This window comes from Acidovorax sp. GW823-FHT02H02 (assembly GCF_058797075.1).
On the sequence record NZ_JBXAJH010000010.1, the window covers coordinates 35137 to 52871 of the forward strand.

The following is a 17735-nucleotide window of genomic DNA, read 5'->3' on the forward strand; positions in this document are numbered from 1 at the left end:
TGGCAGTCAACGGGTCAACGCCGTGGCACGACCGGCCGGCCAGGCCAGCGCCCTGGCCTTGAGCCACTGCGCGCAGACCAGATAGAGCAGCACCAGTGCGCCCATGCCCGCCAGCATGTCGGCCGGTGGCACCACGAAGCCGAACCAGGCACCCACCGGCGTGAACGGCAGCACCATGGCCACCAGCAAGGCCATGAGCGACGACGCCGCCAGGGCCGGGTGCGGGAGGTCCCGCCACGGGCGGACGCGGGTGCGGATGATGAAGATCACCAGGATCTGCGTGGCCATGGACTCCATGAACCACAGCGTGCGAAATTCCTCGGGGGTGGCCTGGAAAAACCACAGCAGCCCACCAAAGGTGGCCAGATCGAACAGCGACGACAGCGGGCCCATGGTGCCGGCAAAGCGCAGCAGGCCCTGCATGTCCCACACCTGCGGCCGGGCAATGGCCTCGGGGCGCACGGTGTCGAGCGGAATGCCAATTTCCGAGAAGTCGTAGAGCAGGTTGTTCAGCAGGATCTGCGTGGGCAGCATGGGCAGGAACGGCAGGAACAGCGACGCCACCGCCATCGACAGCATGTTGCCGAAGTTGGAGCTGGCACCCATGCGCACATACTTGAGGATGTTGACGAAGGTGCGCCGCCCCTCCTCCACGCCATCGGCCACCACTTCCAGGTCGGACGCCAGCAGGATCATGTCGGCAGCCGCCTGGGCCACGCCGCTGGCGCCTTCCACCGACAGCCCGATGTCGGCCACCTTGAGCGCGGGAGCATCGTTGATGCCGTCGCCCAGAAAGCCCGCCACCGCGCCGCGCGACTGGAGCGCCCGCACAATGCGCGCCTTCTGGTCGGGTGCGAGGCGGGCATAGATGTCCACCGACTGTGCCTGCACCGCCAGCGCATCGTCGGTGAGGGCGGCCACATCGGCGCCGGTCAGCACCCGGTCGGCAGGCAAGCCCACCTGCTGCGCCAGCCGCTGCACCACGATGGGGTCGTCGCCCGACAGGATCTTCAGGCGCACGCCGGCCGCCGACAGCCGGGCGATGGCCGCCGCCGCCGTGGGCTTGGCCGGGTCGGCAAAGGCGCACAGGCCTTCGAAGACCAGATCCGTTTCATCGGCCGACGACAGCGGTATTGCCCTGTCGGCAGCGTCCGCCCGCTGGCGCGAGGCCACAGCCACCACGCGCAACCCCTCCTGGGCCAGTGCGTGCACCCTTTGCAAGCCCTCGGCCCGCCCGGCATCGCCCAGGGGCTGCACCTCGCCCCCCAGGCGGTGGCGCGTGCACAGGGCCAGCACGGCCTCGGGCGCGCCCTTGACGATGAGCAGACGCTCGTGCGGCCCCTCGGCCCACACGCTGCCCAGGCGCCGGTTGAAATCAAACGCGTGCCGCTGCAGCAGCGTCCAGCCCTGCGACGCATCGGGGTGGCTGGCCAGCAGCGCCGCATCCAGCGCCCCGCGGTCGCCGCCCAGGCTGGCGGCCATGGCACCGAGCCGGGCCGCCAGCGGGCTGTTCTGCCCGGCAGCATCCAGGCTGCGTGACAGGGCGATCTCGGCGCTGGTCAGGGTGCCGGTCTTGTCGGTGCACAGCACCGTCATGGCGCCCAGGTCGTGAATGGCGGCCAGCCGCTTGACGATGACCTTGCGCCCCGCCATGCGCAAGGCGCCGCGCGACAGCGTCACGGTGGTGATCATGGGCAGCAGCTCGGGCGTGAGGCCCACGGCCAGCGCCACCGCAAACATCAGCGATTCGAGCACCGGGCGGCCAAACAGCATGTGCGTGGCCAGCACCACCACCACGAGCGCCAGCGTGAGGCGGGCGGTGACCAGGCCAAAGGCATGCATGTCGCGCTGGAAGGCGGAGACTTCCTGCCCCTCGCCCAGCACGGCGGCGGCCGCGCCAAACAGGGTGTTGCGGCCGGTGCCCACCACCAGCGCCCGCGCCTCGCCCGTCTGGGCGACCGCGCCGCGAAACAGGGCATTGCTGGCCTCGCCCGCCGCGGAAGTGGTCACCACGCCGGGACGTTTTTCCACGGGGTAGGGCTCGCCGGTCAGGGCCGCCTCGCCGGCCGTGAAAGCCTCGCTGTCCAGCACCAGGGCATCGGCCGCGATGATGTCGCCGGCGCGCACGCGCATCACATCGCCGGGCACCACTGCTTCCACCGGCACCTGGCGAAAGGTGCCGTCCCGCAGCACCTCGGCCCGCAGTGCCACGGCGCGGCGCAGCATCTCGGCGGCGCGGTTGGCCCGGCCTTCCTGCACGGTGTCGAGTCCGATCGACAGCCCCAGGATGGTCACGATGATGCCGCCGCCCACGCCATCGCCCGTGGCCACCGACACCACGCCCGCGCCCAGCAGGATCAGCGACAGCGGCTCGCGCAGCCGCCTGCCAATGGCCGCCAGCAATCCCCTGGCCTGCGGCGGTGCATCGGCGTTGGGGCCATGGCGGGCCAGCCGGGCCTGTGCCTCGGTGTCGCTCAGGCCGTCGGGGCCGCACTGCAGCTGTTCGCACAGGACCTGCGCGGACAGGTTCCAGAAATGCGGCGATGCAGCCTGCGGGGCATGCGCCATGGTTCGCTTATTTCAGGAACAGGCCGGGTTCAGGCGCCGCGCACCAGCAGCACGGGCACCGGCGACTGGCGCAGCACCTGTTCTGCATCGCTGCCCAGCAGCATGCGGCCCACGCCGCGCCGGCCATGGGTGCCCAGCACGATGAGCTGCGCACCCCATTCACGCGCCTTGGTGATCACGAGATCGCTCACACGCCCGGCGTAGCTTTCATACAGCTCGGTTTCCACCGGCACCCCGGCGGCACGCACCCGGTTCTGGGCTTCCTGCAGCACTTCCTGGCCGGCCTTCTTGAGCGACTCGAACACTTCTGCGGTCAGCGCCATGCTCGACTCGAAGCTCGTCATGAACGAGATTTCGTCCACCACATGCAAAAGCCGGATCGTCGAGCCCATCACCCGCGCCAGGGCAATCGCCTCCTGCAGCCCCGCCAGCGAGGTGGCGCTGCCATCCACGGGAACCAGAATCTTTTCGTACATGGAAAACTCCTGCGAAAAAATACATGGTAGTCCTGTCCATCCCGGGTGGGGTGACAGCAGTGAAGGCGCTGGTGCAATTAACTGACGGCAGGCGCCACGCGCAGGGGAATCGTCACCGGCCCGTCGTTCACCAGATGCACCTGCATGTCGGCCGCAAACTGGCCGGAGGCCACCTGGGGATGGGCGGCGCGGGCCTGCGCCACCAGGTAGTCATAGAGCCTGCGCCCCTCTTGCGGCGCCGCCGCCTGCGTGAAGCTGGGGCGGTTGCCGCCCGTGGTGTCGGCCGCCAAAGTGAACTGGCTGACCAGCAGCACGCCGCCGGCCATGCCCTGGCCGTCCAGGTCCTGCACGCTGCGGTTCATCTTGCCCGCGTCGTCACTGAAGATGCGCAGCTTGAGGACCTTGGCCAGCAGCCTGTCTGCCTCGGCCTCGGTGTCACCGCGCTCGGCGCACACCAGCACCAGCAGGCCGGGGCCAATGGCGCCCACCACCTCGCCGGCAATCTCCACGCGCGCCTGCCGCACGCGCTGCAACAGGCTGATCATTCTTCGCCCGTCACCAGCCGCGCCTTCACGGTCTTGCCCTTCACGCGGCCCTGGTTCAGGCGCTGGACGGCCTGGGCGCCGATGGCGCGGTCCACCGCCACGTAGGTGGAGAAGTCGTTCACATTGATCTTGCCGATCTGCGCGCGGGTGTAGCCCATGTCGCCGGTCAGCGCGCCCAGCACGTCGCCCGCGCGGATCTTCTCCTTGCGGCCACCGATGATCTGGAGGGTGACCATGGGCGGCACCAGCGGGCCGTTGCCCGTGGGCGCGAGGTCCGCCACCGGGAACCAGCGCGACTCGCGGCCCTGCAGCACCTCGATCTTGCCCACGCTGCCCATCTCGTCCAGACTGGCCAGGTTGAGCGCCAGGCCTTCGGCATCGCCCCGGCCGGTGCGGCCGATGCGGTGGATGTGCACCTCGGGGTCGGGCGTCACGTCCACGTTGATCACGGCGGCCAGGCTGGCGATGTCCAGGCCGCGCGCCGCCACGTCGGTGGCCACCAGCACCGAGCAGCTTCGGTTGGCAAACTGCACCAGCACCTGGTCGCGCTCGCGCTGCTCCAGTTCGCCAAACAGCGCCAGCGCGCTGAAGCCCTGGGCCTGCAGCACGGCCACCAGGTCGCGGCACTGCTGCTTGGTGTTGCAGAAAGCTATCGATGATTCGGGCCGGAAGTGGTTGAGCAGCAGCGACACCGCGTGCAGGCGCTCGCTGTTCTTCACCTCGTACCAGCGCTGCTCGATCTTGCCCTCGGCGTGCTGGGCCTGCACGGTGATCTGCACGGGCGTCTTCATGAACTGGGCGCTGAGCTTGGCGATGCCCTCGGGGTAGGTCGCCGAGAACAGCAGGGTCTGGCGCTGTGCGGGGCACTGGCGGGTCACGGTGGCGATGTCGTCGAAGAAGCCCATGTCGAGCATGCGGTCGGCCTCGTCGAGCACCAGGGTGTTCAGCGCCTCCAGCGTGAGGTGCTGGCGTTCCAGGTGGTCCATCACGCGTCCGGGCGTGCCCACCACGATGTGGGCGCCATGCTCCAGGCTCAGCATCTGGCCGCGCAGCGGCACGCCGCCGCACAGGGTCACGACCTTGATGTTTTCCTCCGCGCGCGCCAGGCGGCGGATTTCGGTGGTCACCTGGTCGGCCAGCTCGCGCGTGGGGCACAGCACCAGGGCCTGCACCGCAAAACGGCGGGGGTTGAGCTTGGCCAGCAGGGCCAGGGCAAACGCGGCGGTCTTGCCGCTGCCGGTGCTGGCCTGGGCGATCAGGTCCTTGCCCAGCAGCGCAGGCGGCAGGCTGGCCGCCTGGATGGGCGTCATTTGCGTGTAGCCCAGCTGCTGCAGGTTGGCCAGCATGGCGGGGCTGAGGGCCAGCGTGCTGAAATCAGCGCGGGCTTGGTTGTCTTTGGAGGTCATGGGCCGATTATCCGATGCGCCCCTTCTGGCCGGGGTGCGCTGGCAACCACGGAAGGCTATTGCAGGGCCAGCACCCCCACGAAGGCCAGCGTGTGCGCCAGAATGCCCGGCGCCACGGCCAGCGCATAGCGCCAGCCGCCGCTGGTCAGCGCCACCGCGCTTTTGCTGCCGGCATGCACCAGCAGCGCCACCATCAGCGCAGACGCAATGGCGGGTGCCGCAACGCTGTCAGGGCCGCCCCGCACCAGCACCGCGGCCGTGGCGGCGTGCACATCCGCCAGGGCCGCCAGCAGGGCACCGGCCAGCATGCCCGCATCGCCTTGCCATGCCGTCAGCAGGTGCACCCCCACCTGGATGCCCGTGAGCAGGGCGGCGATGAGCAAGGCGTCGCGCAGCTTGAACATGGGCGTGTCGGGCAACATGCCGGCCACCGCCTCACCCTCGGCTGCGGGCGCGGGCACCTGCCGGTGCGCCACACCGCGCCCGCCCCACCACCCCAGGGCCGCCGCAACACAGCCACCCGCCAGGGCGGGCAGCCACAGCCGTGCCAGCCACTGGGGCTGCACCGTAGCGGCCACCACCACGATCTGGACCATGGTGGCCACACACGACAGCACGGCAGCCGCCCCATGGACGCGCGGCGTGGCCTGCCCCGCACGCACCTCCATGCCCAGGCTGGCAATGGTGGCGGTGCTCGACACAAACCCCGACGCCAGCACCGACAGCGCCAGCGCATGGCGCGCCTGCATCAGCCGCTTGGCCACATGCGCCAGCGACTGGATCACCAGCAGCACGATGACCAGGCGCACCACCAGGCGCGGGTTCAGCGCCCCCTGCCACAAGGGCGTGTCGGGAGCCAGCGGATACACCAGCAGGGCCAGCGCCGCCAGAATGAGCCCGCTGCGCACCTCGCCGGGCTGCAGCCACTGGCTGGAGAACTGGTGCAACGCATCCCGCAGCGCCAGCAGCCCCGTCACCACCACTGCCAGCGCGGCGGCCAGCAACTGGTCGCGCGCGCAGGTCACCCCGATCAGGTAGGCCAGCAGCAGCGCGATTTCGGTGGTCACCCCCGGATCGCCCGAGCGGTCGCGGGCATAGGCCACCACGGTCAAAGCGGCCACCAACGCGGCACCCACCACCACCAGGGCCTCCATGGCCGTCAGCGCGGCCGCCGCCCCGCCAATGGACGCCAGCGTGAACGAGCGCACCCCGGCCGGCGCCCGGCCCGGCCCCTCGCCCTTGCGACGCTCGCGCTCGATGCCCATGAGCAAACCGCATCCCGTCGCGCTCGCCAGCACGGCCAGTGCCGTGGAAAAACCTGCCAGATCCTGCATGGGGCTTGTACACCTCTCTGTCAAACCATCGCTCATGGTGACACAACGGGCCGTTGGGCCGACGGCGCAGGTTCCACGTCCTGCGCAATTGCCCCGAGGCAGGCATCACGCAAGAACGTTTTGACGATCTCCCAGAGGCCGCGCAGCGGTCTTTGCTGGCCGGAATGCAGATCGCTGTCACACCGGCTGCGCCTGCGTGTGGACAATAGGCGCATGCCGCAGATCCCCGACTTCATCGCCCCCACCCGCCACACCGACCCCGCCGACGCGCTGGCCCAGGTGCAGCGCATCTACCAGCAGCAGATCGGCCACCTGCGCGCTGCCATGCAGCGCTTCGTGGCCGGCGAGACGCCTGACGGCGCCGTGCGCGCGTTCTACCCCTTCGTGCGCGTGCACACCACCACTGTGGCGCGGGCCGACAGCCAGCTGGCCTACGGCTTCGTGGAAGGCCCTGGTCGCTACGAAACCACCCTCACCCGCCCCGATCTGTTCGCCGATTACTACGCCGAGCAGTTCCGCCTGCTGCGCCACAGCCACAGCGTGGCGCTGGAGGTGGGCACCAGCGCCCACCCCATCCCCATCCACTTCTCGTTCGCCGAGCACGACCATGTGGAGGGCACGCTGAGCCCCGAGCGCCGCATGCTGATGCGCGACCTGTTCGACCTGCCCGACCTGGCCGCCATGGACGACGGCATCGCCAACGGCACACACCAGCACCGCCCCGGCGAGGCGCAGCCGCTGTCGCTTTTCACGGCCCCGCGCGTGGACTATTCGCTGCACCGCCTGCGCCACTACACGGGCACGCAGCCCGAGTGGTTCCAGAACTTCGTGCTGTTCACCAACTACCAGTTCTACATCGACGAGTTCGTGCGCCTGGGCCACGCCGAAATGGCCAATCCGGACAGCGAATACATCGCCTTCATCGAACCCGGCAACGTGGTCACGCGCCGCACGGGCCTGGCCGCCGAGGCGGGCGACGAGCTCGGCGCGCCGCCGCCGCGCCTGCCGCAGATGCCGGCCTACCACCTGGTGCGCGCCGACCGCAGCGGCATCACCATGGTCAACATCGGCGTAGGCCCGGCCAACGCCAAGACAATCACCGACCACATCGCCGTGCTGCGCCCGCACGCCTGGATGATGCTGGGCCACTGCGCCGGCCTGCGCAACACCCAGCAGCTGGGCGACTACGTGCTGGCCCACGCCTATGTGCGCGAGGACCATGTGCTCGATGAAGAACTGCCGCTGTGGGTGCCCATTCCGGCGCTGTCGGAGATCCAGCTGGCGCTGGAGCAGGCCGTGGCCGACGTCACGCGCATGGGCCGCGACGAACTCAAGCGCATCATGCGCACCGGCACCGTGGCCAGCACCGACAACCGCAACTGGGAGCTGCTGCCCGACAACCTGCCCCAGCGCCGCTTCAGCCAGAGCCGCGCCGTGGCCTTGGACATGGAAAGCGCCACCATCGCCGCCAACGGCTTTCGCTTTCGCGTGCCCTACGGCACCCTGCTGTGCGTGAGCGACAAGCCCCTGCACGGCGAGATCAAGCTGCCCGGCATGGCCAACCACTTCTACCGCGAACGCGTGGACCAGCACCTGCGCATCGGCATGCGCGCCATCGACATCCTGCGCCAGGGCGGCGTGCAGCGCCTGCACAGCCGCAAGCTGCGCAGCTTTGCCGAAGTGGCGTTCCAGTAAGCCCGCGCGTCGGCGACGGGCGCCAACGCGGCGGTCAACCACTTCGTTTTTAATAGCTGCTGGCAATTACCCGGAAACCGCTGCAGCCCCTTTTCAAGCGAACCCGGTCGCTCCAACTTCCTGGCACGGGCACCCGGCAGATCGCCCACAATCAGCCCATGACGGAACTCTTCACCGCCTCGCAGCTGAACAAGCGCTACGGCGACACCATGGTGGTCGATGGTGTCTCGTTCTCCATTGCCCCGGGTGAATGCCTGGGCGTGATCGGCCCCAATGGCGCCGGCAAGACCACCACCATCCGCATGTGCCTGGGGCACACCGCCCCCGACGGCGGCAGCGTGCAGTTTGACCCGGGGACGGGCGCGCCCCCGCTGCGGATGCCCCGCGATGCGCTGGCCATCAAGGCCCAGCTGGGCGTGGTGACCCAGTTCGACACGCTGGACCCGGATTTCACCTGCGCCGAGAACCTGCGCGTGTTCGGCCGCTACTTCGGCCTCAAGGGCGCGGTGATGGACGAGCGCGTGCCTCAGCTGCTCGAATTCGCGGCGCTCACGCACAAGGCGCATGCCAGGCCCGGCGAGCTGTCGGGCGGCATGAGGCGGCGCCTGTCGCTGGCCCGGGCGCTGGTGAACGACCCGCGCCTGCTGCTGCTCGATGAGCCCACCACGGGCCTCGACCCCCAGGCCCGCCACCTGATGTGGGAACGCCTGCAACGGCTGCTGCAACAGGGCAAGTCCATTTTGCTCACCACCCATTTCATGGACGAGGCCGAACGCCTGTGCTCGCGCCTGCTGGTGCTGGACCATGGCAAAAAAATCGCCGAGGGCCGTCCGCGCGAGCTGATCGCCCGGCACCTGGAACCCGACGTGGTGGAGGTCTATGGCGTGGGTGCCGTGGCCCTGGCCCAGGACGATGCCCTGCGCCCGCTGGCCGCGCGCGTGGAGGTCAGCGGCGAGACCGTTTTCTTCTACACCCAGAACGCCCAGCCGCTGCTGCAGGCGCTGGGCCAGCTGGACCATCTGCGCACGCTGCACCGGCCAGCCAACCTGGAGGATCTGTTCCTCAAGCTCACGGGGCGGCAGATCCGCGAGGACGGCTGAAAACGCACGGGGTAGCGCAAACGGTGTTCCCCAACGACATCATCTGTCGATGGCGGTAGCCAAAAGGCAAGACAGGCTGATCGGTGGAAAATACCCTCCGTCGCATTTGGCAAATCGGCACACGCCCGTGGCTCAGAGGAAGATTCAACGAGCCAGGAACACCAAGAACATGCAAAGGGAGTGGTTCTGATGGTTTTCAGCGAAGACTCACGGGTCAACATCCCATGCATCCTGCAGCTGGTGCGGCGTGGCTACCGCTAAAGGACAGCGAAACATGATCGATCAGCCCGTTTCCCTCGCACCTACGCCCGAAGGTTATGCAGACTGGCTGCTCGACCTGAAAACCCGCATCCACACGGCCCAGCAGCGTGCGGCGTTGGCAGTCAACCGCGAGCTGGTGCTGCTGTACTGGCAGATTGGGCGCGATATTCTGGCGCGGCAGGCGCAGCAGGGCTGGGGTGCCAAGGTGATTGAGCGGCTGGCGCATGACCTGCGCACGGCCTTCCCGGAAATGAAGGGCTTTTCGCCGCGTAATCTCAAATACATGCGTGCTTTTTCCGAGGCGTGGCCGGATGCGGAATTTGTGCAAGCGGTGCTTGCACAATTGCCCTGGTACCACCAGTTGGCCCTGCTGGACAAGCTGCCTGCACCTGAAGCCCGCCGCTGGTATGCGGCGCAGGCAATCAAGCACAACTGGTCACGCAATGTCTTGGTGATGCAGATCGAAACCCGCTTGCTGGAACGCAGTGGCTCAGCCGTCACCAACTTCGAAGCCAGCTTGCCCAAGCCACAGTCCGATCTGGCGCGCGAGTCGCTGAAAGACCCTTACCGTTTCGACTTTCTGGGCTTGACCGACGAGGCCCAAGAGCGCGAAGTCGAACACGCCTTGGTGAAGCACGTCACCGAATTTCTGCTGGAGCTGGGCGCGGGTTTTGCGTTCGTGGGGCGGCAGGTGCTGCTGGATGTGGGTGGCGATGAGTTCTTCATCGACCTGCTGTTCTACCACCTCAAACTGCGCTGCTATGTGGTGATCGAGCTCAAGGGCGGAAAATTCAAGCCCGAGCATCTGGGGCAGCTCGGTTTTTATTTGACTGCGGTGGATCGCCAAGTGAAAAGCGATCACGACAACCCCACCATTGGACTGTTGCTGTGCAAGAGCAAAAACAAGGTTGTGGCTGAATATGCCTTGGGCGATAAAACCCAACCTATGGGTATCGCCGAATACAAACTGCTGGAATCCCTGCCGGCCGAGTTGCAAACCAGTTTGCCTAGCATTGAGCAGATTGAAAGCGAGCTGGGCGGAGCGGAGTAAGCAGAAACCGCCCCACAAACAAATTACCCCTAAAAAGATAGCTTTTAGCGCTTGATAGATAAGCACTAGCAGCCAATTTCGCTCAAACCAAGTCATCGCGTCTTGCGTGGCCTGACCTGGCTGACGGCCAACCTGGCGTTGCTTCGCGCCGCGTCCACATCGGCCGCACGCGCCAGGGCCACCCCCATGCCGCGGCCAAGCGTTGGTGGTGACATTCAGCGATGGCCGCAGCACACAACCGGGCTGTCCTCTGGACGGCCAACATCGCACAATCAGCCCATGCCTACCGCCTCGTCTCCAACCACCACCGCCGCCCCGCCCATTGCGTCGGTATGGCGAGCACCCCGCCTTTCCGCCCGCTGCTGGCCGGTGTTCCTGCGCAACCTGCTGGTGTGGCGCAAGCTGGCCATTCCCAGCCTGGTGGGCAACATCGCCGAGCCGCTGATGTGGCTGGTGGCCTTTGGCTACGGCATGGGCGCGCTGGTGGGCGAGCTGAGCGTGAATGGGCAAAAAGTGCCCTACATCCTGTTCCTGGCCAGCGGCTCGATCTGCATGAGCGCCATGAACGCCGCCAGCTTCGAGGCGCTGTATTCGGCGTTCTCGCGCATGCATGTGCAAAAGACCTGGGACGGCATCATGAACGCGCCCATCAGCCTGGACGACGTGGTGCTGGCCGAGATGCTGTGGGCCGCCTTCAAGGCGCTGTTCACCGTGACCGCCATCATGGGCGTGATGCTGGCGCTCTCCATCAGCCACAGCCCCAAACTGCTGGTGGCCTGGCCGGTGCTGCTGGGGGTGGGCATCATGTTCTCCAGCATTGCCCTCATCTTCAACGCGCTGGCCAAGGGCTACGACTTCTTCACCTACTACTTCACGCTGGTGCTCACGCCCATGATGTTCCTGTCGGGCGTGTTCTTTCCGCGCGAGCAATTGCCGCCCATCGTGCGCGCCATTTCCGACTGGCTGCCGCTGACCAATGCCGTCGAGCTGGTGCGGCCGCTGTTCATGGATCAGTGGCCCGACCACGCGCTGCGCCACGCTGCGGTGCTGGTGGCCACCACCGTGGCGGCTTTCTGGGTGGCGTTGGCGCTCACGCGGCGGCGCTTTCGCGCCTGATTCAGCTATTCTTTGTATAGCCGCCAGCGCTTGCCATACCAGCGCTGCAAGCCAACAACATCCTCACCCCGCCCTACACCGCGGCACGCAGCAGGTCCACCGCCTTTTCGGCAATCATCACCGTGGGTGCATTGGTGTTGCCGCTCACGATGCGCGGCATGATGGACGCGTCCACCACGCGCAGCCCCTGCATGCCATGCACGCGCAACTGGGCATCCACCACATCCAGCGGACCCAGTCCCATGCGGCAGGAGCCCACGGGGTGGTAGATGGTGTCGGCATGCTGGCGGATGAACTGCTCGATCTGCGCATCGGTGCGGGCGCCGGCCGAGGCAGCCAGCTCCTTCGCGCCGAACCGCGCCAGCGCCGGTTGACCCAGGATGCGGCGCATCCGCTGCACACCGCGCACCATGCGCGCCATGTCGTCGGGATCGCTCAGGAAACGGGGGTCCACCAGCGGCAGCTGCAGCGGGTCCTTGCTGGCCAGCGAGACGGTGCCGCGGCTCCTGGGCTGCAGCAGGCAGACATGGGACGAGTAGCCATGGCCCAGCACGGTCTTGCGGCCATGGTCCAGCAGCTTGCCGATCACGAAATGCAGTTGCAGATCAGGCGCCGGCTCGGACGGATCGCTCCTGATGAAGCCCCCCGCCTCGGCGAAATTGGTGGTGAGCATGCCGGTGCGGCTGTGGCGCCACCGCAGCATGCCGCGCACCAGGTTCACCATGCCGGGCAGCGACAGCCCGAACAGATCGGTCAGGCCCGGCGCATCCATGACCTGCACCACGTCCGGATGGTCGTGCAGGTGCGCCCCCACGCCAGGCAGGTCGTGCTGCACCGTGATGCCATGGCGCTGCAGTTGCGTCCCCGGGCCGATGCCCGACAGCATCAGCAGCTGCGGCGACAGCAGCGCGCCGGCGCTCAGCAGCACCTCGCGCACGGCCCGTACCTGGTGCAGCTGGCCGCCCTGGCGGTATTCCACGCCCACGGCGCGGCGGCCCTCCAGCAGCACCCGCGTGGCATGCGCCTGGGTGATGACCTGCAGGTTGGGCCGCGCCAGGTGCGGGGTGAGATAGCCCTTGGCCACGCTGTGGCGCTCGCCGTTCTTCTGCGTGACCTGGTACAGGCCCACGCCTTCCTGCCTGGCGCCGTTGAAATCGGGGTTGTGCGGGTAGCCGGCCTGCACCCCGGCCTCGGTGAAAAACCGGCTGAACCGGTGGGGCGCGCGCAGATCGGCCACATTCAGCGGGCCGCCCTGGCCATGCCATGCGTCCGCGCCGCGTTCGTTGTTTTCGGCGCGCAAAAAGTAGGGCTTGACATCGTCCCAGCCCCAACCGGGATTGCCCTGCGCTGCCCAGTGGTCGTAATCGGCATGCTGGCCGCGCACGTACACCATGGCATTGATCGAACTCGATCCCCCCAGCACCTTGCCCCGGGGCTGGTACCCCTGGCGCCCGTTGAGCGCGGACTGCGGCGTGGTGTTCTGCCCCCAGCTGTTGAGTTCGAACTTCGCCATCACGGCCAGCCCGGCGGGACAATGGATGAAAACGCTTTTGTCGGCGGGCCCTGCCTCCAGCAGGCACACGCGCACACCGGGGTCTTCGGTCAGGCGCCCTGCCAGCACGGCGCCGGCCGATCCGCCTCCGATCACGATGTAGTCGAACATGGATTTTTGTCTCTTCCGCCTGTGGTGCGGCGGTCTGCGGACACGATAACCGAACGGACATGCGCTCCCTTTACCATCTCGGCTGTCTGTTTCACTTATGAAGAGGGCTTTTTCTATGACGATTCAAACCGTTGGCATCATTGGTGCCGGCACCATGGGCAACGGCATCGCGCAGGCCTGCGCCGTGTCGGGCATCAACGTGGTGATGGTGGATATTTCTGACGCCGCCGTGCAAAAAGGCCTGGCCACGGTGGCCGGCAGCCTGGACCGCCTGATCAAGAAGGAAAAGATCAGCGCCGCCGACAAGGACGCTGCCCTGGCGCGCATCAAGGTCTCCACCAGCTACGACGAACTCAGGGCCGCCCAGCTGGTGATCGAGGCCGCCACCGAGAACTACGCGCTCAAGCTCAAGATCCTCCAGCAGGTGGACGGCATCGTCGGCCCCGACGTGATCATCGCCTCCAACACTTCGTCGATCTCCATCACCAAGCTGGCCGCCGCCACCAGCCGCGCCGACAAGTTCATCGGCATGCACTTCTTCAATCCGGTGCCGATGATGGCGCTGGTGGAAATCATCCGTGGCCTGCAGACCAGCGATGCCACGCACGACGCCGTCAAGGCCATGGCCGAGGCGCTGGGCAAGAGCCCCATCACCGTGAAAAACGCTCCCGGCTTTGTGGTCAACCGCATCCTGGTGCCCATGATCAACGAAGCCTTCTTCGTGCTGGCCGAAGGCCTGGCCACGCCCGAGGACATCGACGCCGGCATGAAGCTGGGCTGCAACCAGCCCATCGGCCCGCTGGCCCTGGCCGACATGGTGGGCCTCGATGTGTGCCTGGCCGTGATGGACGTGTACCTGGCCGAGTTTGGCGACAGCAAGTACCGCGCCTGCCCGCTGCTGCGCGAAATGGTGGCCGCTGGCCGCCTGGGCCGCAAGACCGGCCGGGGCGTTTACAGCTACTGAGCCCTGCGGCAACGCATGGCACAGCACAAGGCGTCCGAGGGCGCCTTTTTTCGGCCCGGCGAGTTGCCAGAAGTCCTTCTCGCGATAAAGGTTTTTGGCAATTAAATTTCACACAATTTAATTGCCAGCAAAAATACAGGCCATGCCACGCAAGACCACGCCCCTTTCACCGAGCCCCGCCACGCTGCAACTGGACAACCAGGTGTGCTTTGCGCTGTATTCGGCTTCACTGGCCATGACCAAGCTGTACAAGCCCCTGCTGGACACCATCGGCCTGACCTACCCGCAATACCTGGTGATGCTGGTGCTGTGGGAAGGCGACGGCATCACGGTCAGCGCCCTGGGCGAGCGCCTGTACCTGGATTCGGGAACGCTCACCCCGCTGCTCAAACGCCTCGAAACATCGGGGCTGATTGCCCGCCTGCGCGACGCCGAGGACGAGCGGCGCGTGCGCATCCGCCTGACGCCCGCGGGGCGGTCGCTGCGCGATGCCGCAGAACGCATTCCGCCTTGCGTGCTGCAGCGCAGCCAGTGCACGCGGCCCGAGCTGGCAGCACTGACCGGCCAGCTCAAGACCCTGCGCGCCCGGCTGAGCGCGCCTTGATGGCATCCACCCGTTCACGTTCCCTCCCCGTCCCGCGCTGCGGGCATTACCTGCAAAGGAAGACACCATGGCCTCGCTTGAAAAAGTTCTGTACACCGCCCACGCCCACACCACCGGGGGCCGCGACGGCGCCTCGCGCACCGATGATGGCCGCCTGGACATCCAGCTGTCGCCCCCCGGCACCTCCGGCACGGGCACCAACCCTGAGCAACTGTTCGCGGCCGGCTACTCGGCCTGCTTCATCGGCGCCATGAAGGCCGTGGCCGGCCAGCAGAAGATCACCCTGCCCCAGGACCTGGCCATTGACGCCAGCGTGGACCTGGGCAAGCTCGGCGCGGGCTATGGCATTGCCGTGCGCATGGCCATCCAGCTGCCCGGCATGGACCGTGCAGCAGCGCAGGCCCTGGTGGATGCCGCCCACCAGGTCTGCCCCTACTCCAACGCCACGCGTGGCAACATCGACGTGACGCTCACACTGGTCTGAAGCACCGGCAGCGCCGGTAGGCCTGGTGCTCCGGCGACCCGCCGGCACAGCCTTCTGGTGGCATGCCGACAGGCCTCGGCTAGGATGGTGCCATCAAGGAGGCACCGATGAAGCTGGCGCTGCTGTCAGACATTCATTCCAACCGCCAGGCGCTCGACGCCTGCATGGACCACGCCCGCGCGCAGGGCGCGCAGCACTTTGCCTGGCTGGGCGACCTGGTGGGCTATGGTGCCGACCCCGGCTATGTGGTGCGGCAGGCCATGGCGTTGGTGGCAGAGGGCCACTGCGTGATCGGCGGCAACCACGACGCCCTGGCCGTGCACCCCCCGGCTCCAGGTGACCGGGCCGCCAGCACCGTGGCCGCACAGGGGGCCGGCTGGACCCACAACCAGCTCACGCCGCCGGAGCGCGCCTTTCTTGCCAACCTGCCCCTCGTCGCCGAGGTGGGCGGCGTCCTGCTGGTGCATGCCAGCGCCGACGCGCCCGAGCGCTGGCGCTATGTGGACAACGAAGCCGTGGCGGGCCAGTGCCTGGACGCCGCCGCCCAGCGCCCCGGCATCCGCCATGTGTTCTGCGGCCATGTGCACCGGCAGACGCTGTACTACCGTGGCACCGGGCGAGGGCTCATGCGCTTTGCGCCCCAGCCGGGCGTGGCCATTCCGGTGGCGCCACGCCGGCAATGGGTGGCCACCATCGGCTCGGTGGGCCAGCCGCGCGACGGTGACCCGCGCGCCATGTACGCCCTGCTCGACACCGACGCCTGGCTGCTGCGCTTTGAGCGCGTGCCCTACGACCATGCCGCCGCTGCCGCCGCCATCCGGGCCACAAACGCCATGCCCGATTACTTTGCCCTGCGGCTGGAGGCCGGCCGGTGAAGCTGCTCGAACCCAGCACCGAAATCGATGGCTTCACCGTGCTCGAATGCATCCATTCGGGCGGCATGGCCCATATCTACCGCGTGGAATACGCGGTGGGCGCGCCCAACCCGGGTTTTCCCCTGGCCATGAAGATCCCGCGCATGACGGCGGGCGACGGCGCCGAGAACATCGTCAGCTTCGAGGTCGAGCTGCAGATCCTGCCCGTGCTCACCGGCCCCCATGTGCCGCGCTTTGTCGCCGCGGGCGACCTGGAGCGCCTGCCCTACCTGGTCATGGAATACCTGACGGGCCCCACCCTGCAGCACTGGCTGGACGCAGCCGGGCGGCCCGACGTGGCCACAATAGCCCGCCTGGGCGCCGCCATGGGGCGTGCCGCGCACAGCCTGCACCAGCAAAACGTCTGCCACCTCGACCTCAAGCCCGGCAACGTGCTGTTCACCCACGACGACCATGCCGTGCTGCTCGACTTTGGCCTGTCGTGCCACGCCCACTACCCCGACCTGCTGGCCGAAGAGCTGCGCCGCGCCGTGGGCTCGCCCGCCTGGATCGCGCCCGAGCAGGTGGTGGGCGTGCGCGGCGATCCGCGCAGCGACATCTTCGCCATCGGCGTCATGCTGTACGAACTGGCCACGGGCGAGCTGCCCTTTGGCGCGCCCACCACGCCAGGCGGTCTGCGCCAGCGCCTGTGGATGTCGCCCATACCGCCGCGCCAGCACCGCCCCGACCTGCCCGAATGGCTGCAGGAAACCATCCTGCGCTGCCTGGAACCCGAGGCCGCCCGGCGCCACCCGTCGGCCGCCCACCTGGCCTTCGACCTGGCCCACCCCGACCAGGTACCCATCACCGAGCGCGGCCAGCGCCAGCGCGGCCCGGGCGCACGCACACACTTCAAGCGCTGGATCAAGGCCGCCGGCATGCACTACCAGCCCAGTCCGCTGCCTACGCGCCAGATCGAAGAAGTGCCCATCGTCATGGTGGCCGTGCCGCACGACGACGTGACCGACGCCACCCTGTACTCGCTGCGCCAGGCCGTGGGGCGCTCGCTGGGCATCCGCCCGGGCGCCCGGCTGGCCTGCGTCACCGTGATCTCGCCCTCGGCTAGCAGCAGCACCGACAGCGAACGCAGCGAAACCGCGCTGCACCGCCAGCACCGCGCGCGTCTGCGGCAATGGGCCGAACCGCTCGACCTGGCGAACCACAGCGTGAGCTACCACGTCCTCGAAGCGGGCGACGTGGCCCAGGCGCTGGTGCGCTACGCCGAGGGCAACCAGGTCAGCATGATGATCCTGGGCGCCGCCACGCATGGGCTGCAGACCCAGCGCTTCATCGCCACCGTGCCCATGCGCGTGGCCCGCGACGCGCCCTGCACCGTCATCCTGGTCAAGCAGGCCCTGCCCTTTGCCCAGCTGGCACGCGAATACAGCGAGTAAGCCCCAACGGGGCGGCCGCATCCACCCGTCTTTTTCTATTCAAAATAGCGCTTCTCGCGCAATGCCATCGGGTGGCAGAGCCCATTCATCCAAGATTCTGGTCATGCCAGGCGCCCTGCCATGCCCACGGTGGGGCCACTGCGGCCGGGCGACAATGGCC

Annotated in this window: 15 protein-coding genes; 9 read left to right on the plus strand and 6 right to left on the minus strand. The window is 67.7% G+C overall.

All coding sequences use genetic code 11. The features are described from left to right. Positions 1-6: 6 nt before the first annotated feature. The 5 genes from mgtA to AC1RDS_RS12105 all read right to left on the minus strand — a co-directional run bounded on the left by mgtA (position 7) and on the right by AC1RDS_RS12105 (position 6329). Positions 7-2568 (minus strand): magnesium-translocating P-type ATPase, encoded by a 2562-nt coding sequence (gene mgtA / locus AC1RDS_RS12085; protein WP_287878574.1) that lies wholly within the window; start codon positions 2566-2568, stop codon positions 7-9. A 29-nt stretch (positions 2569-2597) separates the two neighbouring features. Next, positions 2598-3044 (minus strand): universal stress protein, encoded by a 447-nt coding sequence (locus tag AC1RDS_RS12090; RefSeq protein WP_348684129.1) that lies wholly within the window; start codon positions 3042-3044, stop codon positions 2598-2600. A gap of 77 nt (positions 3045-3121) precedes the next feature. Beyond that, on the minus strand, positions 3122-3589 hold the full coding sequence (gene dtd / locus AC1RDS_RS12095; protein ID WP_092697516.1) for a D-aminoacyl-tRNA deacylase: 468 nt from the start codon (positions 3587-3589) through the stop codon (positions 3122-3124). Further along, a complete protein-coding gene (dbpA, locus tag AC1RDS_RS12100; protein ID WP_287878578.1) occupies positions 3586-4995 on the minus strand; it encodes an ATP-dependent RNA helicase DbpA in 1410 nt (469 codons plus the stop codon). Before dbpA ends, dtd begins: the two co-directional genes overlap by 4 nt. A 56-nt stretch (positions 4996-5051) precedes the next feature. Continuing rightward, on the minus strand, positions 5052-6329 hold the full coding sequence (locus tag AC1RDS_RS12105) for an MgtC/SapB family protein (protein ID WP_287878581.1): 1278 nt from the start codon (positions 6327-6329) through the stop codon (positions 5052-5054). A gap of 213 nt (positions 6330-6542) precedes the next feature. Here AC1RDS_RS12105 and AC1RDS_RS12110 point away from each other — a divergent pair, with 213 nt between their 5' ends. The 4 genes from AC1RDS_RS12110 (at position 6543) to AC1RDS_RS12125 (ending at position 11552) form a co-directional block, all read left to right on the plus strand. Then, the gene (locus AC1RDS_RS12110; protein WP_092697513.1) at positions 6543-8024 is read left to right on the plus strand and encodes an AMP nucleosidase; all 1482 of its coding nucleotides are present in this window, start codon (positions 6543-6545) and stop codon (positions 8022-8024) included. A gap of 158 nt (positions 8025-8182) precedes the next feature. Continuing rightward, a complete protein-coding gene (locus AC1RDS_RS12115; RefSeq protein ID WP_092697512.1) occupies positions 8183-9124 on the plus strand; it encodes an ATP-binding cassette domain-containing protein in 942 nt (313 codons plus the stop codon). Between the two features lie 274 nt (positions 9125-9398). Continuing rightward, positions 9399-10436 (plus strand): PDDEXK nuclease domain-containing protein, encoded by a 1038-nt coding sequence (locus AC1RDS_RS12120; protein WP_287878587.1) that lies wholly within the window; start codon positions 9399-9401, stop codon positions 10434-10436. Positions 10437-10715: 279 nt separating this feature from the next. Then, entirely contained in the window at positions 10716-11552 is an 837-nt protein-coding gene (locus AC1RDS_RS12125; protein ID WP_287878589.1) for an ABC transporter permease, read from the plus strand. 73 nt (positions 11553-11625) lie between these two features. Here the strand turns inward: AC1RDS_RS12125 and AC1RDS_RS12130 are convergent, their stop codons facing one another. Further along, on the minus strand, positions 11626-13215 hold the full coding sequence (locus AC1RDS_RS12130) for a GMC family oxidoreductase (protein ID WP_492227052.1): 1590 nt from the start codon (positions 13213-13215) through the stop codon (positions 11626-11628). Positions 13216-13330: 115 nt separating this feature from the next. On the opposite strand from AC1RDS_RS12130, the gene AC1RDS_RS12135 reads away from it, so the two are divergent. The 5 genes from AC1RDS_RS12135 (at position 13331) to AC1RDS_RS12155 (ending at position 17575) form a co-directional block, all read left to right on the plus strand. Continuing rightward, positions 13331-14179, plus strand: a complete 849-nt coding sequence (locus AC1RDS_RS12135) for a 3-hydroxybutyryl-CoA dehydrogenase (RefSeq protein ID WP_092697508.1) — start codon at positions 13331-13333, stop codon at positions 14177-14179. Positions 14180-14321: 142 nt separating this feature from the next. Next, positions 14322-14783, plus strand: a complete 462-nt coding sequence (locus AC1RDS_RS12140) for a MarR family winged helix-turn-helix transcriptional regulator (RefSeq protein ID WP_092697507.1) — start codon at positions 14322-14324, stop codon at positions 14781-14783. 67 nt (positions 14784-14850) lie between these two features. Next, positions 14851-15267 carry an organic hydroperoxide resistance protein gene (locus tag AC1RDS_RS12145; RefSeq protein WP_287878594.1) on the plus strand — a complete coding sequence of 139 codons (417 nt, stop codon included), beginning with the start codon at positions 14851-14853 and terminating at the stop codon, positions 15265-15267. Between the two features lie 107 nt (positions 15268-15374). Then, a complete protein-coding gene (locus AC1RDS_RS12150) occupies positions 15375-16142 on the plus strand; it encodes a metallophosphoesterase family protein (RefSeq protein ID WP_287878597.1) in 768 nt (255 codons plus the stop codon). Continuing rightward, the gene (locus AC1RDS_RS12155) at positions 16139-17575 is read left to right on the plus strand and encodes a serine/threonine protein kinase (RefSeq protein ID WP_492227053.1); all 1437 of its coding nucleotides are present in this window, start codon (positions 16139-16141) and stop codon (positions 17573-17575) included. Before AC1RDS_RS12150 ends, AC1RDS_RS12155 begins: the two co-directional genes overlap by 4 nt. Positions 17576-17735: the final 160 nt, after the last annotated feature.

Coding starts and splice junctions, on each gene's coding strand:
- mgtA (WP_287878574.1), bottom strand. CDS start 2,568: ATGGCGCATGCCCCGCAGGCTGCATCGCCGCATTTCTGGAACCTGTCC.
- AC1RDS_RS12090 (WP_348684129.1), bottom strand. CDS start 3,044: ATGTACGAAAAGATTCTGGTTCCCGTGGATGGCAGCGCCACCTCGCTG.
- dtd (WP_092697516.1), bottom strand. CDS start 3,589: ATGATCAGCCTGTTGCAGCGCGTGCGGCAGGCGCGCGTGGAGATTGCC.
- dbpA (WP_287878578.1), bottom strand. CDS start 4,995: ATGACCTCCAAAGACAACCAAGCCCGCGCTGATTTCAGCACGCTGGCC.
- AC1RDS_RS12105 (WP_287878581.1), bottom strand. CDS start 6,329: ATGCAGGATCTGGCAGGTTTTTCCACGGCACTGGCCGTGCTGGCGAGC.
- AC1RDS_RS12110 (WP_092697513.1), top strand. CDS start 6,543: ATGCCGCAGATCCCCGACTTCATCGCCCCCACCCGCCACACCGACCCC.
- AC1RDS_RS12115 (WP_092697512.1), top strand. CDS start 8,183: ATGACGGAACTCTTCACCGCCTCGCAGCTGAACAAGCGCTACGGCGAC.
- AC1RDS_RS12120 (WP_287878587.1), top strand. CDS start 9,399: ATGATCGATCAGCCCGTTTCCCTCGCACCTACGCCCGAAGGTTATGCA.
- AC1RDS_RS12125 (WP_287878589.1), top strand. CDS start 10,716: ATGCCTACCGCCTCGTCTCCAACCACCACCGCCGCCCCGCCCATTGCG.
- AC1RDS_RS12130 (WP_492227052.1), bottom strand. CDS start 13,215: ATGTTCGACTACATCGTGATCGGAGGCGGATCGGCCGGCGCCGTGCTG.
- AC1RDS_RS12135 (WP_092697508.1), top strand. CDS start 13,331: ATGACGATTCAAACCGTTGGCATCATTGGTGCCGGCACCATGGGCAAC.
- AC1RDS_RS12140 (WP_092697507.1), top strand. CDS start 14,322: ATGCCACGCAAGACCACGCCCCTTTCACCGAGCCCCGCCACGCTGCAA.
- AC1RDS_RS12145 (WP_287878594.1), top strand. CDS start 14,851: ATGGCCTCGCTTGAAAAAGTTCTGTACACCGCCCACGCCCACACCACC.
- AC1RDS_RS12150 (WP_287878597.1), top strand. CDS start 15,375: ATGAAGCTGGCGCTGCTGTCAGACATTCATTCCAACCGCCAGGCGCTC.